Origin of the sequence: Paucisalibacillus algeriensis (genome assembly GCF_000577245.1) — a bacterium.
Lineage (GTDB): Bacteria > Bacillota > Bacilli > Bacillales > Amphibacillaceae > Ornithinibacillus.
In genome coordinates, this window is sequence record NZ_CBYO010000001.1 from 293,878 (window position 1) to 319,476 (window position 25,599).

31 protein-coding genes are annotated in these 25,599 nt (G+C 36.2%); 15 read left to right on the top strand and 16 right to left on the bottom strand.

The features are described from left to right. Positions 1-118: 118 nt before the first annotated feature. The gene (locus tag TY11_RS01280) at positions 119-313 is read left to right on the top strand and encodes a hypothetical protein (RefSeq protein WP_197025040.1); all 195 of its coding nucleotides are present in this window, start codon (positions 119-121) and stop codon (positions 311-313) included. A 288-nt stretch (positions 314-601) separates the two neighbouring features. Here the strand turns inward: TY11_RS01280 and TY11_RS01285 are convergent, their stop codons facing one another. The 8 genes from TY11_RS01285 to TY11_RS01315 form a co-directional block, all read right to left on the bottom strand. Then, complete coding sequence (locus tag TY11_RS01285; protein WP_042142101.1) at positions 602-1,378, bottom strand: ABC transporter permease subunit; 777 nt, start codon at positions 1,376-1,378, stop codon at positions 602-604. Next, positions 1,378-2,289 (bottom strand): ABC transporter ATP-binding protein, encoded by a 912-nt coding sequence (locus TY11_RS01290; RefSeq protein WP_042142102.1) that lies wholly within the window; start codon positions 2,287-2,289, stop codon positions 1,378-1,380. Before TY11_RS01290 ends, TY11_RS01285 begins: the two co-directional genes overlap by 1 nt. After that, positions 2,290-2,478, bottom strand: coding sequence for a PLD nuclease N-terminal domain-containing protein (locus TY11_RS01295; RefSeq protein ID WP_042142103.1), 189 nt, complete (start codon positions 2,476-2,478; stop codon positions 2,290-2,292). A 22-nt stretch (positions 2,479-2,500) separates the two neighbouring features. Then, positions 2,501-3,604, bottom strand: a complete 1,104-nt coding sequence (locus tag TY11_RS01300) for a DUF1648 domain-containing protein (RefSeq protein WP_042142104.1) — start codon at positions 3,602-3,604, stop codon at positions 2,501-2,503. Further along, positions 3,605-3,994 carry a GntR family transcriptional regulator gene (locus TY11_RS01305; protein ID WP_042142105.1) on the bottom strand — a complete coding sequence of 130 codons (390 nt, stop codon included), beginning with the start codon at positions 3,992-3,994 and terminating at the stop codon, positions 3,605-3,607. Positions 3,995-4,358: 364 nt separating this feature from the next. Further along, positions 4,359-4,475: a YfhE family protein gene (locus TY11_RS19990; RefSeq protein WP_081755783.1), complete on the bottom strand. Its 117-nt coding sequence runs from the start codon at positions 4,473-4,475 to the stop codon at positions 4,359-4,361. Between the two features lie 65 nt (positions 4,476-4,540). After that, positions 4,541-5,095 carry a GNAT family N-acetyltransferase gene (locus tag TY11_RS01310; RefSeq protein WP_042142106.1) on the bottom strand — a complete coding sequence of 185 codons (555 nt, stop codon included), beginning with the start codon at positions 5,093-5,095 and terminating at the stop codon, positions 4,541-4,543. Positions 5,096-5,467: 372 nt separating this feature from the next. Then, the gene (locus TY11_RS01315) at positions 5,468-6,355 is read right to left on the bottom strand and encodes a TIGR01777 family oxidoreductase (protein ID WP_042142107.1); all 888 of its coding nucleotides are present in this window, start codon (positions 6,353-6,355) and stop codon (positions 5,468-5,470) included. Positions 6,356-6,426: 71 nt separating this feature from the next. Between TY11_RS01315 and recX the strand changes: the two genes are divergently transcribed. Next, complete coding sequence (recX, locus tag TY11_RS01320; protein WP_155982643.1) at positions 6,427-7,248, top strand: recombination regulator RecX; 822 nt, start codon at positions 6,427-6,429, stop codon at positions 7,246-7,248. Positions 7,249-7,356: 108 nt separating this feature from the next. Here the strand turns inward: recX and TY11_RS01325 are convergent, their stop codons facing one another. Further along, on the bottom strand, positions 7,357-8,013 hold the full coding sequence (locus TY11_RS01325; protein ID WP_042142109.1) for an SDR family NAD(P)-dependent oxidoreductase: 657 nt from the start codon (positions 8,011-8,013) through the stop codon (positions 7,357-7,359). A 96-nt stretch (positions 8,014-8,109) separates the two neighbouring features. Between TY11_RS01325 and TY11_RS01330 the strand changes: the two genes are divergently transcribed. After that, positions 8,110-8,445, top strand: coding sequence for a YfhH family protein (locus TY11_RS01330; RefSeq protein WP_042142110.1), 336 nt, complete (start codon positions 8,110-8,112; stop codon positions 8,443-8,445). 99 nt (positions 8,446-8,544) lie between these two features. Here the strand turns inward: TY11_RS01330 and TY11_RS01335 are convergent, their stop codons facing one another. After that, positions 8,545-9,531, bottom strand: a complete 987-nt coding sequence (locus tag TY11_RS01335) for a metal-dependent hydrolase (RefSeq protein WP_042142111.1) — start codon at positions 9,529-9,531, stop codon at positions 8,545-8,547. A gap of 90 nt (positions 9,532-9,621) precedes the next feature. Here TY11_RS01335 and mutY point away from each other — a divergent pair, with 90 nt between their 5' ends. The 6 genes from mutY (at position 9,622) to yidC (ending at position 15,047) form a co-directional block, all read left to right on the top strand. Then, entirely contained in the window at positions 9,622-10,695 is a 1,074-nt protein-coding gene (gene mutY, locus TY11_RS01340; protein WP_042142112.1) for an A/G-specific adenine glycosylase, read from the top strand. Between the two features lie 106 nt (positions 10,696-10,801). Further along, the gene (locus tag TY11_RS01345) at positions 10,802-10,972 is read left to right on the top strand and encodes a gamma-type small acid-soluble spore protein (protein ID WP_042142113.1); all 171 of its coding nucleotides are present in this window, start codon (positions 10,802-10,804) and stop codon (positions 10,970-10,972) included. A gap of 242 nt (positions 10,973-11,214) precedes the next feature. Next, positions 11,215-11,745, top strand: a complete 531-nt coding sequence (gene ntdP, locus TY11_RS01350; protein ID WP_042142114.1) for a nucleoside tri-diphosphate phosphatase — start codon at positions 11,215-11,217, stop codon at positions 11,743-11,745. Between the two features lie 343 nt (positions 11,746-12,088). After that, positions 12,089-13,834 carry an ABC transporter ATP-binding protein gene (locus tag TY11_RS01360; protein WP_042142116.1) on the top strand — a complete coding sequence of 582 codons (1,746 nt, stop codon included), beginning with the start codon at positions 12,089-12,091 and terminating at the stop codon, positions 13,832-13,834. Between the two features lie 92 nt (positions 13,835-13,926). Then, positions 13,927-14,313 (top strand): hypothetical protein, encoded by a 387-nt coding sequence (locus tag TY11_RS01365; protein WP_042142117.1) that lies wholly within the window; start codon positions 13,927-13,929, stop codon positions 14,311-14,313. Next, positions 14,250-15,047, top strand: coding sequence for a membrane protein insertase YidC (yidC, locus tag TY11_RS01370; protein ID WP_042142118.1), 798 nt, complete (start codon positions 14,250-14,252; stop codon positions 15,045-15,047). The genes TY11_RS01365 and yidC overlap by 64 nt, the downstream gene beginning before the upstream one ends. A 109-nt stretch (positions 15,048-15,156) precedes the next feature. Here the strand turns inward: yidC and TY11_RS01375 are convergent, their stop codons facing one another. Next, the gene (locus tag TY11_RS01375; protein ID WP_042142119.1) at positions 15,157-15,921 is read right to left on the bottom strand and encodes a hypothetical protein; all 765 of its coding nucleotides are present in this window, start codon (positions 15,919-15,921) and stop codon (positions 15,157-15,159) included. Between the two features lie 167 nt (positions 15,922-16,088). Next, positions 16,089-17,387, bottom strand: coding sequence for a glutamate-1-semialdehyde 2,1-aminomutase (locus TY11_RS01380; protein WP_042142120.1), 1,299 nt, complete (start codon positions 17,385-17,387; stop codon positions 16,089-16,091). Positions 17,388-17,521: 134 nt separating this feature from the next. Here TY11_RS01380 and TY11_RS01385 point away from each other — a divergent pair, with 134 nt between their 5' ends. Together TY11_RS01385 and bcp are read left to right on the top strand one after the other, a co-directional pair. Further along, entirely contained in the window at positions 17,522-17,959 is a 438-nt protein-coding gene (locus TY11_RS01385) for a potassium channel family protein (RefSeq protein ID WP_042142121.1), read from the top strand. Positions 17,960-18,020: 61 nt separating this feature from the next. Beyond that, on the top strand, positions 18,021-18,491 hold the full coding sequence (gene bcp / locus TY11_RS01390; RefSeq protein ID WP_042142122.1) for a thioredoxin-dependent thiol peroxidase: 471 nt from the start codon (positions 18,021-18,023) through the stop codon (positions 18,489-18,491). Positions 18,492-18,531: 40 nt separating this feature from the next. On the opposite strand, the gene TY11_RS01395 is transcribed toward bcp, so the two are convergent. Then, positions 18,532-18,873, bottom strand: coding sequence for a hypothetical protein (locus TY11_RS01395; RefSeq protein ID WP_042142123.1), 342 nt, complete (start codon positions 18,871-18,873; stop codon positions 18,532-18,534). Positions 18,874-19,089: 216 nt separating this feature from the next. Here TY11_RS01395 and TY11_RS01400 point away from each other — a divergent pair, with 216 nt between their 5' ends. The 4 genes from TY11_RS01400 (at position 19,090) to perR (ending at position 22,271) form a co-directional block, all read left to right on the top strand. Then, positions 19,090-19,761, top strand: a complete 672-nt coding sequence (locus TY11_RS01400) for a sugar transferase (RefSeq protein ID WP_042142124.1) — start codon at positions 19,090-19,092, stop codon at positions 19,759-19,761. A 156-nt stretch (positions 19,762-19,917) separates the two neighbouring features. Beyond that, the gene (locus tag TY11_RS01405; protein ID WP_042142125.1) at positions 19,918-20,868 is read left to right on the top strand and encodes a D-2-hydroxyacid dehydrogenase; all 951 of its coding nucleotides are present in this window, start codon (positions 19,918-19,920) and stop codon (positions 20,866-20,868) included. A 1-nt stretch (position 20,869) separates the two neighbouring features. Further along, positions 20,870-21,427 carry a cob(I)yrinic acid a,c-diamide adenosyltransferase gene (locus TY11_RS01410; protein WP_042142126.1) on the top strand — a complete coding sequence of 186 codons (558 nt, stop codon included), beginning with the start codon at positions 20,870-20,872 and terminating at the stop codon, positions 21,425-21,427. A gap of 397 nt (positions 21,428-21,824) precedes the next feature. Then, on the top strand, positions 21,825-22,271 hold the full coding sequence (perR, locus tag TY11_RS01415) for a peroxide-responsive transcriptional repressor PerR (protein ID WP_042142127.1): 447 nt from the start codon (positions 21,825-21,827) through the stop codon (positions 22,269-22,271). Positions 22,272-22,309: 38 nt separating this feature from the next. Here perR and pabB read toward each other — a convergent pair whose 3' ends face one another. The 3 genes from pabB to TY11_RS01430 all read right to left on the bottom strand — a co-directional run bounded on the left by pabB (position 22,310) and on the right by TY11_RS01430 (position 25,070). Further along, positions 22,310-24,019, bottom strand: a complete 1,710-nt coding sequence (pabB, locus tag TY11_RS01420) for an aminodeoxychorismate synthase component I (protein WP_042142128.1) — start codon at positions 24,017-24,019, stop codon at positions 22,310-22,312. Further along, on the bottom strand, positions 24,000-24,596 hold the full coding sequence (locus TY11_RS01425; RefSeq protein WP_042142129.1) for an anthranilate synthase component II: 597 nt from the start codon (positions 24,594-24,596) through the stop codon (positions 24,000-24,002). Before TY11_RS01425 ends, pabB begins: the two co-directional genes overlap by 20 nt. Before the next feature lie 90 nt (positions 24,597-24,686). After that, entirely contained in the window at positions 24,687-25,070 is a 384-nt protein-coding gene (locus tag TY11_RS01430; RefSeq protein ID WP_042142130.1) for a YgzB family protein, read from the bottom strand. Positions 25,071-25,599: the final 529 nt, after the last annotated feature.

Sequence of the window (25,599 nt, forward strand, 5' to 3'; positions counted from 1 at the left end):
ATAACAATTTTTCCCTCTTGCATAAGAAAAACTAACACATTCGCAAAAGAACAAGTGAATGAGAGTTTTTCTAATGAAGATTAAACATTTCCAAAATTATATCTGGGGTGAGTCAATCGTGAAAATCTACATTAGGAATGCCATAGTAGCAGCTTTGATAGTAGCCTTAATAACTGGTTTGTTCAGTTATTGGTACCGTGGTTATTTTTATTGGGGAGATACATTAAATGCTGCTGTAGGTACATTCATTATCTGGGCATTTTTGTTTCCTCTAGTATATAAGTTTACTGGTTATTGTGGAAAAGAGGAATAAACCAATCGTCTAAAGTAATTAAAGGAAACTATGAGCTTGCTATCTTAACGTATCTATGAAAAGGAATAGCTATCCATTCAGGTTTATCAACGGAAAATTATTCTATAAATATGTGAACGTTGGTGGCGATGGACGGTTTACTTCTATCGTTTCTTTTGTATTTGTGAGAAAGATTACAATTGAGAAAAAGAGTTAATGAGTAGGAACTTGCTTATGTAAATCATTGGCGTGAAAAAAGATAAAACCGGTTATCGTGTTTATTTAACGACGACCGGTTTTCATATCGAATTACACAACCATTTCTTTTCGCTTGAAGACTTGGATAGCCAGAAGCAAAAAGATTACAGACAATCCAAGAGCCACTGCTGAAGTTGCCAGAAGGTCACTACTAATCTCGCCCGAAGACAATGATTCTAAAATATAGCTAGAAAGATTATTCGGACTCCAGTCGAGAACATGTTGGAAGATTTGAGTAATAATACTCATCACCATAACGGTTAAAATGGTGAAGAAAGCAACTAAACCTGCTGATTTGAAAACGGTATTATAAAATATAGTTAACGAAACAACCAGGGTCAGCCACATACCATAGAAAAAAAATAAAGTTAAGAATTCACCAATGGTAAGTGTACCAAAGAGAATATTGATATAATACCAACTCACGAGTAAACCAAGGAAAAGCGAAACCCAAACTAGCAATAAGTAAGAAACCCACTTTGCACTAATATAATTTATATAAGAAACAGGCTTTACTAATACAAGCTCAGAAACACCGCTTTTTCTCTCCCCAGCAATGGTCCCCATCAATACTAGTACCACGACTAAGACTCCTAAACTACTTAACTGACTAAGACTCATCATGATAACCTGAGTAGGCTCCATTTCAGGAATCTCAATCACAGAACCTTCAGGCATGCCGCCAACAGAATCAATTATTTGCGGTAAGTAGTACGTTGTAAGAGGATCCATGATCGACAGTAAAATAATAACTAATGGCACCCAAATCCATTTCTTGTTTCGCCAGTTCTCCAAAAGCTCTTTTTGAAATAATGTCATCCATTGCATTAGTCATTCACCACCCTCATAAACATATCTTCCAGTGAAGCTTTATTAATGGAAAAAGTCGTGACTTGCCAGTTTTCTTTTGTTGCTATTGTTAGGATGTTTTTACGTGCTTTGTTCATATCAGATGTTGTAATGAACAGTGAATCCCGTTCTACCTTGGTATTAGAAACACCTTCTAAAGCTTCAACTTTTTCTTGATAAGGTTGAATATCATCCTCGACCTGCAGTTCAATGACAGTGGTTTGATATTTTTTCCTAAGGTCAATTAAAGGTCCAGACTCGATGAGCTTGCCATGATGTAGAAGTAGAAGTTCATCACTTACTTCCTCAGCATCATTTAATATATGGGTAGAAAATAGTATTGTCATATCCTGCTTCAATTTTTCCATTAGTACAAGTACTTCCCTACGCCCTATAGGATCAAGTGATGCAACAGGTTCATCTAAGATTAATAGTTTTGGTTTGTGAATAATCGCTTGAGCTATTCCAAGTCGTTGCTTCATACCACCGGAATAACGTGAGATACGTTCATGTTGTGCCTCCTCCGAAATGCCAACTTCTATCAGTAATTCGGTTGCACGTTTACTAGCTTCCTCTTTAGAAAGCTTTGCAAGTTTTCCACTATAGACTAAGAATTCTCTCCCGGTCATCCAGGAATGGAATGAAGGATATTGAGGTAAATAGCCAATCGATTCCCGAATGTCCTGACTTTTAGCTTGTGACTCAAACTGAATATTTCCCTCAGTTGGTTTTAGTAACCCCGCTAAGGTTCTCAAAGTAGTTGTTTTTCCAGCCCCATTAGGACCGATTAATGCAATACATTTATGGTGACCAAAGTCAAAACTGATATGATCTACGACTGTTTTAGAGCCATATTTCTTGGTTAGTTTTTCTACGGTAAGTAAAGCCATTTAACGAGATCTCCTTCCTAAAATAAAGTACAGAACAGGTCCTAAAATACTTACCAAAAAAATAATAATTGCCCAGAGCCATTTCGGACCATTCGTTTCTTTTACTTTAATCAAGTCAACAATGGCAACAAGTAATAAAATGACATTAATAATAAGGATAGGAGCAATTAACGCCCAATCAATCTCCATATACAACTCTCCAATCTTAGTTTTAATAAATTCCCATCAATATAGGAATAGCAATAATCAGTAAAATAATAACGATAAACGTAATCCAAGCAATCGGCCTTGCAAAGTTAACGGTCCAACCAACACCAAAGCGTTTCTCCAAGAATATAGCCGGATCATATGGGTTAAAATAAATTACCCCCAGTTTCCAGTGTTTGTCATGATCACGGTCAATAACCTCACCATTTGTATCAGTAGAAATTTTTACACGACTACCACCTTGCCCAGTAGTAATCGATAAGACAATAGCCCAAAGCGTCAAGATTACGGTGAAAGCAAGCGGCACAATCGTTATTAAATCGGAATTAATGGAGTAAATGAACGAAAGTTGTATAAACGTAAATAATAAGCTTAATCCAATACCAGTTCCAATTAAATATGCTGACCATCTTCTTCTAAAAATAACGTTTTGCTTCATTGATTCTTCTGGTTTTTCGGCACTAATCTGTTGCTTTGCTTTTGCAATCATGGTGTTTAATAACATAAATAATAGCGTTAAATAAAGCTGCATAATAGGCATAGCCAAGACTGTTCGTGGAGTTTTTGTAACAGTATTCGTTACTTCGCCATCAAAGTTATACTGCATAGGCATCTGCTCTGGGATACGGTTATAAAACTTAAACGTTATAGCAATAGTTGCAAATGTTATCAGGAATGAAACAGCAAACCAAAGATTGGAGTGGTTTAGCTTTTGCTTCCTAAATTCAGTATCGATAAAGACCTGCTGCGGTTTTTCTTGACCCCATTTTTCAGTCTGCTTTAAGTTTTTCATCACTTTGTGGAATCTGAGGTAAATTAGAAAATGAATTAATAAATAAAGAAAAATTAGAACAGTGAAGTAGATGTTAAACGTATTCGTATTAATTTCGTTTAAGGACCCAAGCACTAAGAATAAAATGGTGACAAGGATAGCTGATATTCCCGAATAAAGCACATACTGGCTACGAAGTTTTTTAATCCTATCGGTATAATAAATTTCTTCAGGAATGGATATACCAAAGCTCTCCGTTCTTCTAGTCCAGTAAGGAATAAACATAGTCGAAATAAACACAGGGAGTAAAATAATGAGTAGAAACATCATATTCATTTACGTACGACCTCCTTGGTAATTTTTATATATCATTTTACAAAGTAATAAGAATTCTTCTTCACCATAATCCCGACAAATTGATTCAGCTATAAGTGGTCGTAAGTTCTTTTCTAGTTGTTGTTTATACCGTTCATCGGCCTTTGGTACCCCGTCAGGATTAATCACAACACCTTTTTGCCTATGGATTTGAATAAAACCCTCTAGTTTTAACTGTTGATAAGCTTTATTCACCGTATGAAGATTAATTCCAATATCAGAAGCAAGCGATCTCACAGAAGGCAAAGCCTCACCTGGCCGAAAATCCTTCCTCGCAATCCCCTCAATAATCTGAAAAACCAATTGCTGATAAATCGGTTCACTAGACTCAAAATCCAAATTTATAAGCACATTACAGCACGCTCCTTTTCTAAGTGCCTGTCACTTCCCGAATTTTGTCGAGCAGGCAATATCTAACTAGTAAGGCACTTTTCATCATATTAGTTATTTGTTGTATCTGTTATAGTTATAGTATAACAGTTAGAACGAAGATGTCAATGATGAATAATTATTAACAGTATTATCCACATATAGTTTATTATTTTTTCGGTAATAATGAACTTTATCCACAATTCCCACATGTGGGTGTGAATAGTTATTAACAAATATGTGTGAATAAATGGGGTGATTAAATCTGCATTTTTATGATGATATCCACATAATATGAATTAACTTGTGGATTAATTAATTTAAAAATAAAAAAAGACCGAAGCATTTAGCTTCGATCTGATTTAACTCTGGCACGGTCAGCTCGCTTAAATTCTCTTTGATAAAGTACTTCCTGAGTTTTGTTTAAAAACTTATCTCTTACTTCACGTTTTTCTTTAGGCATGGCTATCCCTCACTCACAGTTTATTTACTGTTTAGAGTAACCAATATTTACATTTTTATACAATCTTAACCGACTTCGCCATCTGCATTTGCTTCTAAATTAACAAATTGTTGGTAAGAAAGATAATGTTCTTTAGAAATCGCGAAGATATCATAAATCTCATCTATGTGATTTACTTTTTGGTAGACTTCAGGGTAAATGGTGTTGCCTAATGCAACATAAGGGAGTTTTAGAACGGCCTTTGTGGAGCGGATATTAGTTTTTCTTACCTTCATGAAGATCGTTTCGATTTCATAGTCAAAGAATAACTCATCAAAAAACTGCTCTTTTGCCACACGATTATATCCCTTCCCAAAATAAGGCTTGCCAATCCAAGTTGCCAAAAAACCGTGATTACTTTCAATATCATACAAATTAATGGTACCGATTGGCTGCTGATATTCATCCATAATCGTCCTTGAGATCAACTCACCTTGTTCTTCTGCTTCAATTGTTTTTTTGGTGATGAAGTAAAATTCATCAGATGTTGTTGCTTTGTGTCTTACATATGGAAATACATCTGGGTGTGACATCAGCTCAAACAATACTGGCACCTCATGTAGATCACGCTTTTTTAGCATTGAAAAACCCTCCTTATTTGCGCAGGAGGGTTCCAAGGTATCCAAAGAAAAGGGAACCTAGTTGGCAAGCCCACCCGCGAATTTTTATTAAGATCAACAAAAATTCGGGGTGGGAATCGAACCCACTAGAACCTGTTTGACAGGTGGCGCACCATTTGCCTTCCCTATTATATTTTGGCAAATAGAAAAGTGAATAAATATCTTTCCTACTTGCATTAGAAAAACTAACGCATTAGCATCAGAACAAGCAAATTCGAGTCTTTCTAAACGTGCGTCGTTTTGTAACAATACATATATTACTATGAAACTCTCGAAAATGGAACTACTTTTTCATCAAAAATATCGACAAATTTTGTAAAAGTTTTTTTACACTCATTTTAAGCAATCATCTAGGGCTAAGTTAAGGGTTGGGTATCGGAATTCAAACCCATACTCGAGTGCTTTATTGGGCAATACATATTGCCCTTTTAACACAAGTTGACTCATTTCTCCTGTTGCGAGTCGAATTAGGGGACTAGGCGTTGGAAACCAATATGGACGGTTAAGGCTATTCGATAAAATCCGGTTAAACTCCTTGTTCCTTACTGGATGTGGTGCCGTCACATTGAGGGGACCCGAAATATTCTTCTGTAGTATTGTAAATAGAATTAAATCAACCACATCATCCAAATGAACCCAAGAAGTCCATTGCTCGCCTTTTCCAACTCTACCGCCGACAAATAACTTCGTAGGGAGGGACATCAGTGGTAATGCACCACCATTTTTTCCTAAAATAACACCAAACCTAGTATAAACAGTACGAATAGAAAGTTCTTCTGCTTGTTTAGCTGTTCTTTCCCACTCCACAACAACATCCGCAAGAAAGTCGTTCCCTGGCTGTTTTGTTTCCTCTGTAAAAATCATGTCATCCGATACACCATAATATCCGACTGCTGAACTACTTATAAACACATCAGGTTTTTTCGTCATCTGTTTCAAAAGGTCAATAACCTTCTGCGTTATTTCTATTCTGCTAGATTTTATTTTTTCCTTCTTACGCTTTGTCCAGTATCCATACAATGTTTCCCCAGCCAGATTAACAACCCCTTTAAGGGCAGGTAAACCTTTTGTATCGTCAAAGCTAATATATGTAGTGAGTTCTGTATTGGAAAACTTCTCAGGTGTACGTGTTAGGATATAGGAATGGTGGCCAAGGGAAGTTAATTTCTCAACAAGCTTTTTACCAACAAAACCAGTTCCACCCGTAATTAAAAAATTCATTACAATCTCCTCGCTTATGGTAATCAATTTTACTTATTAACATGTTATGATGGACAATAGAGGTGATGAACTTGCCGAAGAAAATTAGTCGAATAACGACACAGAAAAAAAGCACGCAGCGATATAATATTTATCTAGTTGAAGGTAATGGTGATAAGTATGCCTTTAGTGTTGACGAAGCCATCTTGGTGGAATTTGGACTCCGCAAAGACCTCGAATTGGATGAGTCAACAATAGAACTCCTTCTTAAAAAGGATACCATACAGAAATCCTATCTTCTCGCAATCAATTACTTAAGTTACCGAATGAGATCGCGAAAAGAAATATACGATTATTTGATAAAAAAAGAAGTAGTTGTTGAGCATATTGATATTATTATGGAACGGTTAACGAAAGAAGGGCTAGTTAGTGATAAACAATTTGCAGAAGCTTTTACCATTACAAGGATGAACACAACATCAAAAGGTCCTTTATTGGTAAAACGAGAGCTTATGGAAAAAGGTGTTTCCGCTGCAATTGCAAATGAAGCTGTCTCCCTTTATACCTATGATACACAATTTGAAAAAGCAATGAAATGGGCAAACAAAAAACTTAATTCTAGTAAAAAGGATTCGTTTACTAAAAAGACAGAACAACTTCGTATTACGCTGACACAGAAAGGGTTTACTTCAGATGTTATTGGGGAGGTTCTGTTATCTAATGCAGACAATAGGGATAATTCCGCAGAGTGGGAATCGTTGGTTTACCAAGGAGAGAAGTTAATTCGAAAGTATACAGGAAAGAAATCAGGATATGAACTTAAAATGAAGGTGAAAGAAGGCTTGTATCGTAAAGGGTTTCAGATGGATCTGATTAACCAGTTTATAGAAGATGAGCTTGAAGAAGGAATTTGAGGACTTGTCGGGGACAAGTCCTTTTGGTTTGGCATGTGCTCAGAATCTCAGATCATGCACCCATACCCTCAAACCACAATCCCTTACAACCCAAGCATAAGTATCCTATCAATCCACCACAATCTCTTTACGTCCATCGTCCTCTGCATAAATTTGCTTAGCCACAACTTCGGGTCCTTTTAATCTAGAAGAATCCTCAACGTGATTTGATTTTTTCCAGAAAGGAGTGTTCATTCCACCCATGTAAACAGCGGTAATTGTGAAGTCTTCATCAGCCCATTCTTGTTGAAGTGCCTCGGTAAATCCACGGACAGCGAATTTACTCGCACAATAAATAGATTCATTTGCTTTTCCACGTAAGCCAGCGGTTGAAATAATCGTTAAAATTCTTCCTTTACTTTTTCGAATCAGTGGAAGGGAAGCTTGCACAGTTAATATCGTTCCTTTTACATTGGTATTTAATGTTGCCTCAATATCCTCTACTTCATACTCTTCAATAGGGCCGAAAATTCCAATCCCGGCATTGTTAATGAAAACATCTAGTTCACCAATACGCTGGAATGCAATTTGAATAGAAGCAATTTCTCTTACATCACAAAGAACAACTTCAGCGTCACCACCATTTTCCTTGATTTGGTGTTGGACAAGGTATAATGGATCATTTCTTCTTCCTAATAAATATACTTTATAGCCATTTTCGGCGTATTCTAATGCTAAAGCTTTTCCGAGACCTGTGCCGGCACCGGTTATAGCAACTGTTGGCATAATTACCTCCACCTTTTGACGAATAATAGTGTTAAACCATTTAAATTGTCCCAGTTTGTTGATAAAATGTAAAGAGAGTCGAAGGGAGACAAGCAAATGAATTATCGATATAGTGATTTATCTGTTGAGCAATTACTTAGCTTAGTAGCAGAGTTTAAAGAGAAAGCACAAAAAGCTGAGCAATTAGGGAATATAAGCGAAGTACAAATATATGAAAGAAAAATGCAGTTAGCTTTAGCATATACGTTAAACCCTGAAGATTTCCTTCCTGAAAGCACTTATGAATTCCGTCATGATCCAGGTCACAGGTTCAAAATTAATTACTTGGAAGGTGTCTTTGCATGGGGACATCGAATCAATCTTTTAGATGAAGTCTATGAAAAAGAAGAGGCAATTCCAATTTCATTGTTAGGTAAAAAACTGGAAAAATAATAATGGGGAAGAGCAAGTTTTTCGAAACGAGCTCTTTTTGCTGTTTATTAGAGAAAATATAAAAAAACTAGTGAACTTATTTGGCTCACTAGTATTGTATTAAATTGGGCTATCGCCAACATATAATTTATTTTGTAATTTATGCTCTGAGAAAATCCAACCCGTATAAGAACTAATAATTTCATTGTCCATATTTATCTGAACAACAGCAACAAACGGGTAGAATGTCTTGGAACGGTAACGTAAATCAATGAAACGAACTTCCGTATAATCATCAAATTCGTTAATCTCCCATCGGTAAACAGGGGAAAATGATAAAAATGCAGAGACGTTCTTATCTGTCTTGGCAATATCAATCACAGATGAATCAGGTAAAGCAATCTTTTGAAACTCATCCACAATTTCAATATGGCCATTTTCAACCGTGCCAACATAAAATCTATTTTCCGTCGTAACCGCAACCCGCCAATAATTTTGTTTTATCGTTGGGGAAGTAGCAACCGCAATTGTGTCTGGAAAATATTCCTTAATCGTTTTAACGATTTCTCTTTTATCCATATACCGCTTAATATAATATAATAGGATGACGGTATAAATCAGAATCCATGTAGTTCCAGGGTTTGCTCCAAGAATCCATGCAACAATTCCAGCTAAGTGTAGCGTGAAGATATATGGGTCGAATGTATTAATAAAACCATGTGCAATCCATTTGTCTGTAAAAGGACGATAAGCTTGTGTACCATATGCATTGAAAATATCTACGAAAACATGGATGATTACTGCTAAAGCCGTCCATCCATATAAATGCCAGAAATTAACCTGAGGGAAAAAAAGATGAATCAGGCTTGCGATTAATACGCCCCAGAAAATGACGGCAGGGACAGAATGTGTAACGCCGCGATGGTGCCTAATATAAGTTGCATTGTTGCGTAATTTTAATACAGTATCGAAATCAGGTGCATGAGACCCTACGATAGTACCCACGAGTATAGCATTAAAGAGCACTGGATCATTATTTACTACTGGATCGAGTGTCGATAGGCCTGCAAGTGCAACCCCCATAACAATGTGGGTTCCAGTATCCATTAAGCGAATTCCTCCTATATCAATTAAGTATGAGGTATTGTAATTAGATTTAATAGTGTGTTCTTAGTGTACCATAAAGGATGTGTTTATATGATAGGTAAGGGGAGTTCGTTACAGAATTTTAATATTGAAATGTTTCAGGAAGATCTTTTGGGGTGGTATGATGCGAATAAACGTGATTTACCATGGCGAAAAGACCAAGACCCATATAAAGTCTGGGTTTCTGAAATAATGCTGCAACAAACCAAGGTAGATACGGTTATTCCGTATTTCCATAACTTTCTAGAAAAATTTCCAACTGTTCATGCTTTAGCAACTGCAGACGAACAGGAAGTTTTAAAAGCATGGGAAGGGTTAGGATATTATTCCCGTGCTAGAAACCTTCAACACGCTGTCCGGGAAGTCGTGGAAAACTATGGTGGACAAGTTCCGAATAACCCTAAGGAATTGGAAGGGTTAAAAGGAATAGGTTCCTACACAAAAGGTGCTATTTTATCCATTGCCTTTAATCAACCCGAACCAGCTGTTGACGGAAATGTGATGCGTGTTTTTTCAAGGTTACTTAATATCGATGAGGATATCGCTCAACCCAAAACAAAAAAGTTATTTGAATCTGTTACACGAGAAGTGATATCACATGAGGATCCATCATCTTTTAACCAAGCAATAATGGACCTTGGAGCAACCATTTGTACACCGAAGTCACCAGCGTGTTTATTATGTCCAGTTCAAGAACATTGTCAAGGCTATGAACTTGGTGTAGAACAACAGCTTCCAATAAAGTCAAAAACGAAAAAGAATAAAAAAATACCATATGCTGTATTAATAATTCGAAATGAACAGGACGAAATTGCAATTGAACAAAGACCTGATAATGGTCTGTTAGCAAATCTTTGGCAATTCCCAATGGTTCCTATCCAAGAGATGAGTCTAGAACTTATTGAAAATTGGTTTTATGCCCAATACGGAATGAAAATTAAATTGGGAGAAAAACAAGCAGACCTAAACCATGTTTTTTCTCACTTAACATGGGAGCTAAATATTTATCATGCCAAATTAGAACATGATACACGGGAAGAGGAGAAGGTTACATTTGTTGCTGAAGGGGAACTTAATTTTTACCCTTTTCCAGTTTCCCACCTAAAAATAAGGGAATTCTTATAAAAAGTAGAACCTCTGACCTTTTCCAAAAAATGCCTAAAATTCACTTGGGTTATAAGTGGATAACTATAGATTATTTGGAGAAAGTATTATTGTCGGAGGTGATAATATGGCTAAACAACCTAACAAATCAAAATCAGGAACTAACATTCAGGAAGTAAAGCAACAAAACGCTCAAGCTCAATCAGGTCAAGGGCAATTTGGTACTGAGTTTGCTTCTGAAACAAATGCACAAGAGGTAAGAAAGCAAAACCAACAATCTCAAGCTAACAAAAAATAAATACCTACCCTCAGAATTTTAGAAGAGCTTCCTTTCTCCCGGAAGCTCTTCTTTTGTTGTTGTTATAAGACACAGGTACTTAGTCCTGATAAGACTTCTTGCGTTAAGCTTTATATTTTTTTCCTTACCTATTATAATAGATAGAAAAATAGTTGGACAGCTATGTCGATTTTTAGTCCGTAATGTATAGTAAGTCCAACTACGTCCGGATTGTAAGTTTTTTCAGAATGGGAAGGGTTAAGATGGCTGCTCCGAAAGCTGGAACTGATATAAAAATACAAAGCTATAAGCACAATGGAAACATGCACCGTATCTGGGAAAGTACAATGGTGTTAAAAGGTACGGAACAAGTTGTCATCGGAGCAAATGACAAGACTATGGTAGTCGAAAGCGATGGACGTACCTGGATTACTAGAGAACCTGCTATATGTTATTTCCACTCGAAACATTGGTTTAATATTATTGGTATGCTTCGTGATGATGGAATTCATTATTATTGCAATATAAGCTCACCATTTGTTTTTGAAGAAAATGCTATTAAATATATTGATTATGACCTAGACTTAAAAGTATATCCAGATATGACATATAATGTCCTAGATGAAGATGAATACCAAATACACCGTGATAAAATGAATTATCCTGACGTACTTGATAGAATCCTCTACAATAATATAGAAGACCTTCAAAGATGGGTTCAACAAAGAAAAGGTCCATTCGCACCAGGATTCATCGACCAATGGTACGAACGATTCCTTACATATCGATTTTAACGAATACAAACAATAACCTTGTTACAACCGTAGCAAGGGTTTTAATTTTTATTAGTATATCGTTAGTATTTAAGATACTTATATTTCGTAGTGAGGAATGGGTTATGAATTTCATACTGAGCGGCGGGAAATCAAGGAGACTCCTATGGGGTACTGTGCAGGGTGAGACCCCACAGGAGCTAGGGGTTCAAAGGCTAAGGACGCCACATCCATATGTCTTCGCCTTTGTGACCAACGTTTTGTTGGTCCGAGGCTCACTGCGCACCCCATGGAAAGCGAAGTGAATTCCCGCCGCGGAGATGGCCAGAAAGCCAACAATAATAAAAACAGAAAGTTGATGTAAATGAGCAGCATAAAGCAATATATGGAGTACGTAAAACCATATAAATGGAAAATCTTTTGGACTATTATGATAGGTATTGTAAAATTTACAATCCCTTTGCTAATCCCACTAATATTAAAATACGTCATTGATGACATTATCAGACATGACACATGGAATACCGACGATAAAACCACGCACTTATTATGGATAATGGGAATAGCATTTATAATCTTCCTAGTTCTTCGTCCACCTGTCGAATATTTCCGTCAATATCTTGCCCAATGGGTAGGTAATAATATCCTTTATGACATAAGGGATAAGCTATTCGATCATATGCAAAAATTAAGTATGAGATATTACTCAACGACAAAAACCGGCGAAATAATTTCCCGGGTAATAAATGATGTCGAACAAACAAAGAATTTCGTTATAACTGGTTTGATGAATATTTGGCTCGACTTGATTACAATATTAATCGCAATTTGTATAATGTTGACAATGGATATTCCCTTAACGTTTGTAGCGATTGCTTTATTTCCTTTATTCGGGTTTGCAATTAAATATTTCTATGGACGGTTACGTCAATTGACCCGAGATCGGTCTCAGGCATTAGCAGAAGTACAAGGCCACTTACACGAACGAGTTCAAGGGGTGCCAGTGACACGAAGTTTTGCATTAGAGGATTACGAACAGGAACAATTCGATCATCAAAATAAGAAATTTCTCGACAAAGCATTAGAACATACCAGCTGGAATGCCAAGACATTTGCGGTTACAAATACCATAACTGATCTAGCACCATTATTGGTGATAACCTTTTCAGCCTATCAAGTAATAAACGGTAATATGACTATCGGTACGATGGCAGCATTTTTTGCATATTTGGAAAGAGTGTATAGCCCGTTGAGAAGGCTTATTAACTCATCAACAGTACTAGTTCAATCAATTGCTTCTATTGACAGGGTATTTGAGTTTATGAATGAACAATATGATATTGTAGACAAGCCTAATGCGATCCATGTAGAACGGGTTCATGGCGATATTGATTTTGTGAATGTGTCTTTCCAATATGATGAAGAACATACCGTTCTTAATAATATCAATTTACAAGTTGACCAAGGTGAAACAATCGCTTTAGTTGGAATGAGTGGTGGAGGTAAATCTACCTTAATTAGTTTAATTCCTCGTTTCTATGATGTAACGGATGGCTCAATCAAAGTGGATGGGATTGATATTCGAGATGTGCAAGCTCGTTCCCTAAGAAATAATATTGGAATGGTATTACAAGATAATATACTGTTCGGTGATACAGTTGCAATGAACATTCGGATGGGCAATCCTAATGCGACAGATGAAGAAGTAATTGCTGCGGCCAAGGCAGCAAACGCACATGATTTCATTACGGACTTACCAGAAGGCTATCATACGATGGTAGGAGAACGTGGAGTGAAGCTTTCGGGAGGACAGAAGCAACGTGTTGCAATTGCTCGCGTGTTCTTAAAAAATCCACCAATCCTCATTTTCGATGAAGCAACATCAGCTTTGGATTTAGAGAGTGAACATATGATTCAAGAAGCAATGGAAAAATTAGCTTCCGATCGAACAACATTTATCGTTGCACATAGACTTGCTACGATCACACATGCAGACCGTATTGTGGTGATAGAAAATGGTGAAATAACGGAAGTTGGTTCCCATCATGAGTTAATGGAGAAAAAAGGAAGTTACTATGACCTGTACCAAGTTCAACATTTGGATGATTAATGCTGGAGTGGTTAAAATTCCCGTTGCAAAAAATGTGAAACAAACTTACCATTAAAAACGTAGAAAGAGTAGACGGAGGGAGGTAAATACAGATGCTTTTGGATTTTTTATTAGAGCTGTATAGTGATTTTTCGCCAATGTATTTCTATATTAGTATGGTTTTATCTGTTCTATGTACTATACAATGGATGCCTTATGTGACTCAACATGTGTATCAGAATTCACGAATAAATATAGACAGCTTTCATAAAGGAAAAGTAGAGCAGGTTACACGGAATAATGCAATTAATGAAATGAACAAAACACGACACTGGTTAGCAATCATTACAAAGCGAATAGCTAATCCAGAAGATGATGACGAAACAGCTTCTTCCTTGTATTTCAATAGATTAAAACAAATACGAGGAGGAAAAACATGCAATATCAATCTGTATTCACTTTCTTTAAGAAAACAAGTCTTATCGGAATTTTTAGCTTAATACTCTTACTTGTAGGATGTTCTGGAAGTAATGCAGGAGATTCATCAGGATGGTTTGATCGCATCTTTGTTGAAACATTTTCCGCATTAATCAAAAATATCGCTGTGTTTTTTCATGATAATTACGGGCTATCTATTATTCTTATAACGATATTAATTCGAATTGTTATCATGCCATTTATGATTAAACAAACAAAAAACAACTTGGTTGTTCAGGATAAGATGAAAGAGTTAAGACCAGAAATGGAAGAAATTCAAAAGAAATATAAAGACAAAAAGGATCCTGAAACACAAAGAAAGATGCAACAGGAAATGATGCAGCTTTATCAAAAGCATAATTTCAATCCTTTAGCTTCTTTCAGTGGTTGCTTACCAATGTTAATTCAGTTTCCATTTTTGATTGGTTTCTATTATGCAATCCGTCAAACACCAGAAATTGCAACACACTCATTCTTGTGGTTTAATCTTGGGGAAACAGATTACCTGTTGGTGGCTATTGCTGTTTTCGTGTATTTCATCCAGTATAAAGTTTCCCAAATTGGACTAGATCCAAAAATGAAGAAGCAAATGGCATTGATTGGATTATTATCCCCAATTATGATTGGGATAATTTCCTTAAATACGTTAGCAGCGTTACCATTATATTGGACGGTAGGTGGGCTAATCGTAATTGCTCAGACATTAATTTCTAAAAAAATATACTTGGCTCATAAAAAGGAACTTGAAAAAGAGTAAATAAAAAGCCGTCTACATCATCCAGTGTGATTTTGTAGACGGTTTTTTTTTATTGGATAAATATTATTAAACAAATGTTTGATTGATATAAAGTTTAACAGGTGGATTATTACTCTATCCCCCAATTAACTAGCACTCTTCCTTGAAGGCTATCTCCCCTAATTTCAACATAGTAATCACCATCTTTGGGGGCAGTTATCTTGAATTTATCGTCGCCGACTTCTTCCATTCCAAGATAATCCCTATTATCGTCTCTCATTGAAAATCCGTATCCACCATGATTTTTCTCTATAAATTCTACTGAAAAAGTAATAGTTTTACCTGCTTTGACTTGGATAGGGATTTCGTGTTTGCCATTAAAATAGTCAAAGGTAGCTGCATAGGAAGTGTTGTTTCTAGTTTCTTGCCAATTAGTTTTCGTTGTAAAATCAATATTCGCAGAAATGAGTAGTAGTATTGGAATCACAAAAGCAAGAACAATTTTTATTATTCTATTACGCGTGACAAAATGAGTGGCAAACAAATAAATAACAGCACAAATTGCTCCAACAGTACCGGCAATGATAATAAAGGGTAGTACCATGGTGAAAATAAATGGTGCAAAACCAGCAATTATATATAGTAAAACTTCAAATATTTGGTTTGTTTGTTTTACTTTAAGTTTAATCAAATCAATTAACATAGAACAAATGATACTATATATCATCAAAACTAAGAACCAAATGGTAAGCCCTTCACTAAATTCGTACAAATCAAACCCAGTCATGATGAGCATATAGATTGCGATTACACCCAACATGAATCCTGCTGCAGCCATTTTCGTTAGGAAATAAGGAAAAAACTTATTTGGGCGATAATGACTAAAGTGTCCCATCTCTATCCCTCCAAATTTTCATTCTTTTATTTTGATGTGTAATCTTATGTTATATTCTATTTATAATTATAGCATGTTAAACCCTGAGCAAACTTTAATAATTTTAATTATTAAAAAATGGATAAAACACTTACGAATTTAGAAATCGCAAGTGTTTTATCCAATGATTATTTAGAACCCATTTCCCTAAACGCTTTTCCAACAGCCTCAATTGTTTCATCAATATCATCTTCGGTATGTTCCGTAGTGATAAACCATGCCTCGTATTTCGATGGTGCAAGATTAATTCCTTGGTTTAGCATTAGTTTAAAGAACCTACCAAAAGCTTCCCCGTCACTATTCTCCGCACCCTTATAGTTCGTTACCTTTTCTGCACTACCAAAGTAAACAGTCAATGCCCCACGTAATCGGTTAATAGAAATAGTAACACCATGATCCTGAGCTTTTTCCCAAATTCCTTTTTCTAGGCGTTCACCAAGTTGATCAAGTTTTTCATAAACTCCTTCTTGTTTCAATACTTCTAAACAAGCAATTCCAGATGCCATTGAAGCAGGGTTACCGGCCATTGTACCAGCTTGGTATGCAGGGCCAAGTGGTGCAACCTGTTCCATAATATCTTTACGACCACCGTACGCGCCAATTGGCAGTCCACCACCGATAATTTTACCCATCGCTGTCATGTCAGGTTCAATTCCGTAAACTTGTTGAGCACTTCCATAAGTGAATCGGAAGGCAGTGATAACTTCATCATAGATAACAAGTGCGCCTACCTCATGGGTAAGGTCGTTGACAGCTTGTAGAAATCCTTCGTTTGGTTCCACTATTCCAAAGTTCCCTACGATTGGTTCTACTAGGACACAAGCAAGTTCGTCTCCCCATTTTTCAAGTGCATGCTTATAGGAATCAATATCATTAAAAGGAACGGTAATAACATCTTGTGCCACTGATTTAGGAATCCCAGCGGAGTCTGGTGTACCTAATGTAGAAGGACCAGATCCAGCTTGTACAAGAACAGCATCAAAGTGACCATGATAGCTTCCAGCAAACTTAATCACCTTTGTTCGACCAGTATAGGCTCTTGCTACACGGATTGTCGTCATGACAGCCTCTGTACCGGAGTTCGTGAATCGAATCTTTTCTAATGAGGGAATAGCCTCTTTTAACATTTTAGCGAATTTATTTTCCAATGGTGTCGGGGTACCATATAATACACCATTCTCTGCTGCTTTTTGGATAGCTTCTGTAATATGTGGATGAGCATGACCAGTAATAATTGGACCATATGCTGCTAGATAATCAATATACTTGTTTCCATCCACATCCCAGAAATAAGCACCTTTGGCACGTTCCATATAAACTGGTGACCCACCGCCAACTGCTTTGTAGGCACGGGATGGTGAGTTGACTCCGCCAACAATATGTTTTTGTGCTTCTACATGAAGCGCTTCAGAGTTTGTAAAGTTCATTCTATTTTTCCTCCTATGTAAGCAAATCAATACCGTAACTTATTGTAGCGCAGGTAGCATGGAAAATAAAATGACAAGCCCTTATGAGTACTTGCATAAGCTATAGTAATGACCATTTTGTAAAGGAAGATTATATGAGCTTAATACCCTGGCTATTAGTTTTAGCTGTAAGCTATGTGATTGCAAAAAGTATTTATGGATTTGTATTAGGAGAGAAAAAGATTCTTGGAGTAAGAATGCAAGAGAGAAGATTTTCTGTAGAAATGTTTTACTCCTTACTCATTACGTATTCCGTTGTCATTCTTGGTTTTGGCCTTATTTATTTCATACTCTCATTTGAAGGGATTTATTTAGTGGAGGGTAATGAACTAAGACAAGTAAGTCCAATCGGTTCACTGATTCATTCTTTTTATTTTAGTGGCGTTACAATGCTTACAATTGGTTATGGAGATATCACTCCAATTGGAATTGGACGATTTATTGCATTAATTGAGGCACTTATTGGCTATGTACTCCCGACAGCCTTTGTCATTCAGTTGGTTACCATAAATCAAGATAGGGCACAAGATTAGCCTTCCTGCTATTCGTAATGTTATAGTGATGGTAAATGGAATGCTTGGAGGTATTGCAATAATGACACTAGAAATTGGAAAACCAGCACCTTCCTTTACACTGCCAAATCAGGACGGTAGGGAAGTTAGTTTAGAAGATTTTAAAGGAAGACATGTCGTACTTTATTTTTATCCAAAAGACATGACACCAGGTTGTACGACGGAAGCATGTGATTTTCGGGATAATCACGAAAGTTTTGGAGAGTTAGATGCTGTAATTGTTGGTGTTAGTCCAGACCCAATCGAGGATCATCAAAAGTTTATCAATAAGCATGAACTACCATTCTTACTATTAGCAGACGAGTCACATGAAGTGGCAGAAGCTTATGGTGTATGGAAGCTGAAGAAGAATTTTGGCAAAGAATATATGGGTATTGAACGTTCTACATTTATTATCGATAAGGAAGGAAACCTTCAGCATGTTTATCGTAAAGTAAAAGTAGACGGACATGTTGAGGATGCATTGAATTTTATTAAAGAGAATTTAGCTTAAATAAGAAGGACCACACGTTGATAGATGCGTGGTCTTTTTTTTAGGAATCATTCACTCGTAATATGGTCAAATGTTCTCTCGTCGATATTAAATCGATTGTGTGATTCCCTTTTGAATAATAAACGGAAGCCCCTTCTCTCTCCCCTTTTTTCCACCCAGAAACCCATAATACTATTTCATAACCAAATGGTATTCCATTTTCTTCTGAAGCTTTTGACCAAGAATAATTATTTCCAAACTCATTTTGATTCATAAGTTCTGCATTGTTAGGAATAGGAAAATTATCTAATTCAGCGTCTTTTTCGTAAAGCAAAAAATTAATCATTCCTATTCCAAGTAAAGGACAAATTAGAAGCATAGACCAAATTATGATTTTTTTCATCCAGGAAAACCCCAATTCCTCTCATCTGATAGTAATGTTATTTACTAGAAGGAGTTAGAATATTATTAAAATTACTATAACATAGAGTACATCATAGATAAATCAGTTTTTGGCAGACAAGTTATTATTACTTTTATATTACTTGGTTATATGCATCCCACCTTTTGAATAAATATGAATTAGTCGAGTATGTACTATGAAAAGAAAGGTAGGATTATGGCGATGCTAGAGTCTGCTAAAACAAAAACAAACTTATTTTTACATATTAATCTATATTTCTTTTTAAAGAGACTGATAGATATCATGTTTAGTGCTGTACTGTTTTTACTGCTTTTGCCACTCTTTCTATTTATTTGTGTAAGGATTGCAAGGAAGGAAGGAAGACCAATCTTTACAAAAGAACTAAAAGTAGGAAAAAACAACCGGACGTTTACAATGTGGTCCTTCCGTACGATGACAATTGGATCGAAAGTAATACGACAATTACCGCCATTTCCATTTCCAAGCTCCTGGGAAAAGGGTGTACCAAATTTCTTTAAAATAACTGGAGATAAGAATGTAACCTTAACAGAAACAGGTCTGTGGCTTAAAAAGTATAGTCTTGAAAAGATTCCACAATTAATTAATGTTTTAAAAGGAGATATGAGTCTAATAGGCCCAAGTCCGGAACGGCCAGAAATAGCAGATTACTATAATAATAAGCAATTAAAGCGGCTGAAGGTGAGACCGGGTTTAACTGGCTATGCTCAAATCAAAGGAGTTACCAATGATAACCATGGTAAGAAAATTAGTTACGATTTGTACTACACACAGAATTGTTCATATAAACTTGATTTGAAAATAATGGTAAAGGCATCAAAGCAAATCGTTAAAGGAAAAACTTCATGACTTAAAATTATCTGGTGCCAGCAACTGTGAAATTTATCCAAAATTTCGAGTTGCCTGGCACCGATGTGTTTTGTCGACTGGTTTTTATGTTGTTCATTTCTTCTTTTGTGTTTATTATGGTGATAGGAGTAGAGCAACTTAAAGGGGGATTTCTTTTTGGTTATTCTTTTTTCAGCAAAGATTTCAGATAAACATAAGGAAGCAGTGCAAACAAAGTATCCAAATGAGCAATTTATTTTCACAGAGGGAATGACAGAAGCTGAGACGTACCTTGAACAGACAAACGTAATAGTAACTTATGGTGAAGATTTAAACGATAGTATGTTGGAAAAAGCTACTAACCTAAAATGGATTATGGTACTTTCTGCTGGAGTTGAACAATTACCTTTTAAACAAATTCAAGATCGAGGAATTCTAGTAACGAATTCCAAAGGCATCCATAAGACCCAAATGGCAGAGTACACGATATCCATGATGCTACAAGTATACAGACAGGAAAAACAACTCATAGAGAACGAGAAAACAAGTAGCTGGGATAAGCAAGTAAGGATGACTGAAATTACCGGACAAACACTATTAGTTTTAGGGACTGGTGCGATTGGTCAAGAGGTTGCAAGACTTGCCAAAGCCTTCCGAATCAAAACAATAGGACTATCAAGAAGCGGCCGTGTTGCTGACTATTTTGATGAAGTTCACACAATGGAACAATTAAACAACAAATTACCAGAAGCGGATTTCGTGGTTTCAGTTCTACCAAGTACAGAAGAAACGAGATATCTATTGACAGCAGACCACTTTACCCTTATGAAAAACAGTGGGGTATTTATTAACATTGGTAGAGGGGATGTGGTTCGAAGTGAAACAATCTTGAAGGCTATTCGTGAGGAAGAAATAGCTCATGCTGTTCTAGATGTTTTTGAACAAGAACCACTTCCGGAGGACCATCCATTCTGGAAAGAAACAAACATAACGGTAACACCACATATTTCTGGTCAATCACCAAATTATATTATTCGTGCACTAGCTATTTTTCAAGACAACCTAGAGAAAATACAAAAGGGTGAAAGCACCTATATTAATAGAGTAGATCCTTCTAGGGGGTATTAAAATGAGAATCTATACGAGGTCTGGAGACAAAGGGTTAACATCATTAGTATATGGTAAGCGAGTTCCTAAAAATGATTTGCGAGTTGAGGCATACGGAACTTGTGATGAAGCAAATTCAATGATTGGTCTAGCATCCAGTTTACTTGAAAATGCAAACTGGGATGAAAAAGATAAATTCTTAGAACAAATGCACCGTGTTCAAACCATTCTTTTCCATGTTGGTGCAGAGCTAGCTACACCAGCGGACAAAGAAGTAGCGTGGAAATTGAAGAAGGAACATATCGAAGAATTAGAAAAACAAATCGATGATTGGGACGGGCATTTAGAACCATTAAAACAATTCATCTTGCCATCCGGTCACCAAGCGTCCAGCGCACTTCACGTCGCAAGAACCGTAACACGTCGTGCAGAGCGCTTAGCAGTAGGACTAGTCGACGAACTACCAAATCCACTTGTAGTTTCCTATCTAAACCGACTATCCGACTACCTATTTGTAGCAGCTCGATATGTCAATAAATCATTGAATGGTACAGAATTACCTTTGAATACAGATGTTTAATTATTGATAAAATGTAGGATTAATACTTACAGGTATTGTAGAATACGCACCGAGTGGCCCGGATACACGGATACTACTACGGGAGGATAGGCATCGGTGAGACCTCGCAAGAAGCCGGGGGTTCAAAGGCTAAGAACGCCACATCCATATGTCTTCGCCTTTGTGACCAAAGTTCTGTTGGCCCGAGGCTCACCAGCCGCCCGTGGAAAGCGGAGTGTATTCGGGCGGTTATGGCCAGAAAGCAAATCTTTTTTTGACTTACTAATTAATATTATGTATTACCTAATAATATACTATTATTGACAACAATCCATGGATAAGCGTACACTACTTGTAAAGATTATAATATAATAACTGTATTAGCCATAGAATAACAAACGAAAGCGAGGTGCATGACGTGTCTGAAAATAGACTTCAAAAGGCCATCGATACTTTAAAAGAGTCAGGAGTTCGGATTACACCACAGCGTCATGCGGTTCTTGATTATCTAATGAATTCCATCGTACACCCAACTGCCGATGACATATATAAGGCACTGGAAGGAAAATTTCCAAATATGAGTGTAGCCACTGTATATAACAATTTACGTGTACTTCGAGAAAATGGATTGGTTCGCGAATTAACGTATGGTGATGCATCAAGTCGGTTTGAATGTAATCTATCCGACCACTACCATATTATTTGTGAATCATGTGGAAAAATAGTGGACTTTCATTACCCTTCACTTGATGAAGTGGAATCCCTAGCACAGAAAGTAACGGGATTTAATGTTAGTCATCATCGAATGGAAGTATATGGTATCTGTAAAGATTGCCAAGAATTAGGTATAAAACAACAACATTAAAGAAAGGCCCTATTACTATTGTAACAGGGCTATTTTTATTATATTAGCTGAACTTCAACCCATTCCTTAACACTATTAATAAACCAAATCCGACTACAATTCTCTAATTCACGAACTAAGATAATACGTTCTTTAATTATCCCTTGATCCAACAGTGACTTTCGATAAGTTCCTGCCAATAGCCCGCAAGTAACAGGTGGCGTGTATAGCTTCCCTTCTAATTCTACAACGACATTCCCTCGTGTGAATTCGGTTATTTCACCAGCCTCATTCCATAACAAAACATCAAATACATGTGGAAATGAGCGGAGGTTTCTATCATATATAGTCCGATTAGTCGTTTTATGATAAAGGAATATATCATGTTGATTAATAGGGGACTTTGCTAATGCAACATCATAGTTTTCTATTGGTTCCTCCGGTATTATATCCAATGAAAATTTTCCGACCTTATCAAGCAAAATTCTAATTCTCCAGTTGCCAACCTGATACTTATCGGCTATGTTCAAAACCCTTTCTTTAATAGAAACTAGATCATACGTAAAATTAAAATATCCAGCTGAGTTTTTCAGTCGTTCCATATGGTTATCCAAAAGAAGTAAACGCCCTTCTTTTAATCCAATTGTTTCGATGAGTTGAATATCCTGTCTTGACTTTGAAAGAATTTTTGCTTTGGTCAAGACCTCCTCATATTCCTCGGCTTCATTTGAATCCCAGGTAATCCCTCCACCAACACCGTAAGTAGCATTTCCGTTACTATCTATTATAACGGTCCGAATCGGCACATTAAAAATTGCTTCTTTATTTGGAGTAATGAATCCAATTGCCCCACAATACACTTGGCGAGGGGTGGTTTCGAGTTCATGGATTATATCCATGGTACTAATTTTGGGAGCACCAGTAATGGAGCCACATGGAAATAATGCCTTGAAAATATCCAAAATACCTTTATCCTCATCAATCTCACTGGTAACAGTTGAAGTCATTTGATATACAGTCGGATATTCTTCAATTGAGAAAAGTTCTGGTACAGATACTGTACCAGGCTTGGCAATCATCCCTAAGTCATTGCGAAGTAAATCGACAATCATTACATTCTCTGCGCGATTCTTCTCTGAATGATAAAGCCATTCAGCATTTTCTCGGTCCTCTTCAAGAGTTTTCCCTCTACCAATTGTTCCTTTCATTGGTTTGGTTGTTAGTTTTCCATCCTTTAAATGAAAAAATAGCTCAGGGGAAGCGGATAGAATTTTAAAATCACCAATATCTAAAAATGCACTGTAATTAGCAGACTGTGAAGTAGCAAGTTTTTGATAAAAAGAAAAAGTATCACCTTGAAAATTCGCACTCATTCTAAGCGTATAATTTACTTGATAACTATTGCCGTGGTAAATAGCATCCTTTATTTTATGGATAGACTGATAGTAATGATCCATACTTGTGTTTGGTACCCAGTCCGAAATATAAAAAGATCCATCAGACTTTTTGATTTCGTCATCACTAGTGTTATCAAATATACCAAACCAAAGAAGTGGCATAGAAGTACTTTCTCTAACTTTCATGGAAGGCTCAAAAGCAGGTGCTGCCTCATAAGAAAGAAACCCTGCAGCATAGAAACCATTCTCAATAGCTTCTTGAATCTGTTTCAAAGCTGGAACAACCTGATCTATAGTATAGGCTTCAATAATCTTAATCGGATTAATAAATATAGTCGAATCTTTATTAAAATCAAATTGAAGCGTTGTCATTTTTTAAAACTCCTTTGGACGAGAAAAAGTTATCTAGTAAAAGAAGACCGCTTTCAGATAAGATCGATTCTGGATGTCCTTGGATTCCTTCGACTGGATACTCTTTATGCCTGATTGCTGCAATATCGCCAGATTCTGTATAAGCACTAGGCTCCAAGCAATCCGGTAAGCTTTCTAACTCTACCATGAGAGAGTGGTATCTCGTAATGTTTAGAGAATTAGCTAAAGCTTTGAATATACCTTTCCCATCATGTTTGATGGCAGACACCTTCCCGTGTGTTGGCTCCTTAGCTTTTACAACATTACCTCCAAAGGCTTGTGCGATTATTTGGTGACCTAAGCAAACTCCTAAAATAGGATATTCTGTATAAAGTTGTTGAACTACTTCCAAACAAACCCCAGAAGTATTTGGGTTACCAGGTCCTGGAGAAATTAATATATGGGAAGGGTTCATTTTTCGAATATCTTCTATTGTAAGTTCATCATTTCGTTTAATAACAACTTCATAATTCAGTTGATATATATATTGAACGAGATTATAAGTAAAAGAATCATAATTGTCGATAACTAGAATCACATAATTTCCTCATCTCATTGTTCTCTATAATAGTAGAAAAAAACATCTACCCTCAGGTAGATGTTGGTTGTTCTTGTTGTTTGTAGCGTTCTATTGCTTATTCTTTAGTTCTCTTTTGTATTTCCGTGAATTATATTTTTCATCAAACTCTTTACCTTCTAGTTCCTTATCAAGTGTAAGAGGTTGTTTACAGTGCATACAAGCATCTACTCGACCTAACATTTTGGTTGGTTTCTCACATGTCGGACAAATAATTGCTATTGTTTTGGTCGAGAGCATCCCAATCCAAAAGTAAACCACAGTACTTAGTACAACTGAAATAATCCCTAAGATAAAAAAGGTAAGCATTAACCATTCTATTTTCTTCAATATTAAACCTATGTACATTAAACCGATTCCGGCAAAGACAAGGATTAAGGCAAAAGAACGGATTTTATTGATTTTACTGGAATAAACTAATTGAGGTTCAGCCATTCTTATTATCCTCCTTATTATATACATGGATAGTATAGCACAACTTATACGAACAATAGTATTGTTTTCCCTGATAAAGGAAATATTAGTATGGATTAACGTGCCTCAGTTAAGTTCATTATAGAATAAAAGATAGAAGTTACTTCTATTTAACGACATTTATATTGAGAACAATAAAAAGTGTTGACATTGATGAAATGCCATGGTAAGGTTATATTCGTTGCTTAAATGACGTTTGTTATTTAACGACAATAAATACAAAATTCATCATAAAAAGTTGTTGACTTCTAAACAACTATCATGGTATATTGTTAAAGTCGCCAATTTGAAAGACGACATACAAGAGTGAAAATACTCTTTAAAAAAGTTGTTGACATAATATTGACGACATGATATTATATAAAAGCTGTCGCCATAAAGCGGCAATGAAAAACTTGCTCCTTGAAAACTGAACAAAACAACCAGTATGTAAGAAAAAACAACCCTGTTTTTTCTATTTTAAAAGAAATTCTAAAAGCTAGCGTGCTTT

Coding starts and splice junctions, on each gene's coding strand:
- TY11_RS01395 (WP_042142123.1), bottom strand. CDS start 18,873: ATGAAAAAAATCATAATTTGGTCTATGCTTCTAATTTGTCCTTTACTT.
- TY11_RS01365 (WP_042142117.1), top strand. CDS start 13,927: ATGCTTTTGGATTTTTTATTAGAGCTGTATAGTGATTTTTCGCCAATG.
- TY11_RS01380 (WP_042142120.1), bottom strand. CDS start 17,387: ATGAACTTTACAAACTCTGAAGCGCTTCATGTAGAAGCACAAAAACAT.
- TY11_RS01345 (WP_042142113.1), top strand. CDS start 10,802: ATGGCTAAACAACCTAACAAATCAAAATCAGGAACTAACATTCAGGAA.
- yidC (WP_042142118.1), top strand. CDS start 14,250: ATGCAATATCAATCTGTATTCACTTTCTTTAAGAAAACAAGTCTTATC.
- ntdP (WP_042142114.1), top strand. CDS start 11,215: ATGGCTGCTCCGAAAGCTGGAACTGATATAAAAATACAAAGCTATAAG.
- TY11_RS01335 (WP_042142111.1), bottom strand. CDS start 9,531: ATGGATACTGGAACCCACATTGTTATGGGGGTTGCACTTGCAGGCCTA.
- TY11_RS01315 (WP_042142107.1), bottom strand. CDS start 6,355: ATGAATTTTTTAATTACGGGTGGAACTGGTTTTGTTGGTAAAAAGCTT.
- TY11_RS19990 (WP_081755783.1), bottom strand. CDS start 4,475: ATGCCTAAAGAAAAACGTGAAGTAAGAGATAAGTTTTTAAACAAAACT.
- TY11_RS01375 (WP_042142119.1), bottom strand. CDS start 15,921: ATGGGACACTTTAGTCATTATCGCCCAAATAAGTTTTTTCCTTATTTC.
- TY11_RS01295 (WP_042142103.1), bottom strand. CDS start 2,478: ATGGAGATTGATTGGGCGTTAATTGCTCCTATCCTTATTATTAATGTC.
- mutY (WP_042142112.1), top strand. CDS start 9,622: ATGATAGGTAAGGGGAGTTCGTTACAGAATTTTAATATTGAAATGTTT.
- TY11_RS01385 (WP_042142121.1), top strand. CDS start 17,522: ATGAGCTTAATACCCTGGCTATTAGTTTTAGCTGTAAGCTATGTGATT.
- TY11_RS01325 (WP_042142109.1), bottom strand. CDS start 8,013: ATGCCAACAGTTGCTATAACCGGTGCCGGCACAGGTCTCGGAAAAGCT.
- TY11_RS01310 (WP_042142106.1), bottom strand. CDS start 5,095: ATGCTAAAAAAGCGTGATCTACATGAGGTGCCAGTATTGTTTGAGCTG.
- TY11_RS01330 (WP_042142110.1), top strand. CDS start 8,110: ATGAATTATCGATATAGTGATTTATCTGTTGAGCAATTACTTAGCTTA.
- TY11_RS01300 (WP_042142104.1), bottom strand. CDS start 3,604: ATGAATATGATGTTTCTACTCATTATTTTACTCCCTGTGTTTATTTCG.
- TY11_RS01430 (WP_042142130.1), bottom strand. CDS start 25,070: ATGGCTGAACCTCAATTAGTTTATTCCAGTAAAATCAATAAAATCCGT.
- TY11_RS01360 (WP_042142116.1), top strand. CDS start 12,089: ATGAGCAGCATAAAGCAATATATGGAGTACGTAAAACCATATAAATGG.
- TY11_RS01410 (WP_042142126.1), top strand. CDS start 20,870: ATGAGAATCTATACGAGGTCTGGAGACAAAGGGTTAACATCATTAGTA.
- bcp (WP_042142122.1), top strand. CDS start 18,021: ATGACACTAGAAATTGGAAAACCAGCACCTTCCTTTACACTGCCAAAT.
- TY11_RS01290 (WP_042142102.1), bottom strand. CDS start 2,289: ATGGCTTTACTTACCGTAGAAAAACTAACCAAGAAATATGGCTCTAAA.
- pabB (WP_042142128.1), bottom strand. CDS start 24,019: ATGACAACGCTTCAATTTGATTTTAATAAAGATTCGACTATATTTATT.
- TY11_RS01400 (WP_042142124.1), top strand. CDS start 19,090: ATGGCGATGCTAGAGTCTGCTAAAACAAAAACAAACTTATTTTTACAT.
- TY11_RS01285 (WP_042142101.1), bottom strand. CDS start 1,378: ATGCAATGGATGACATTATTTCAAAAAGAGCTTTTGGAGAACTGGCGA.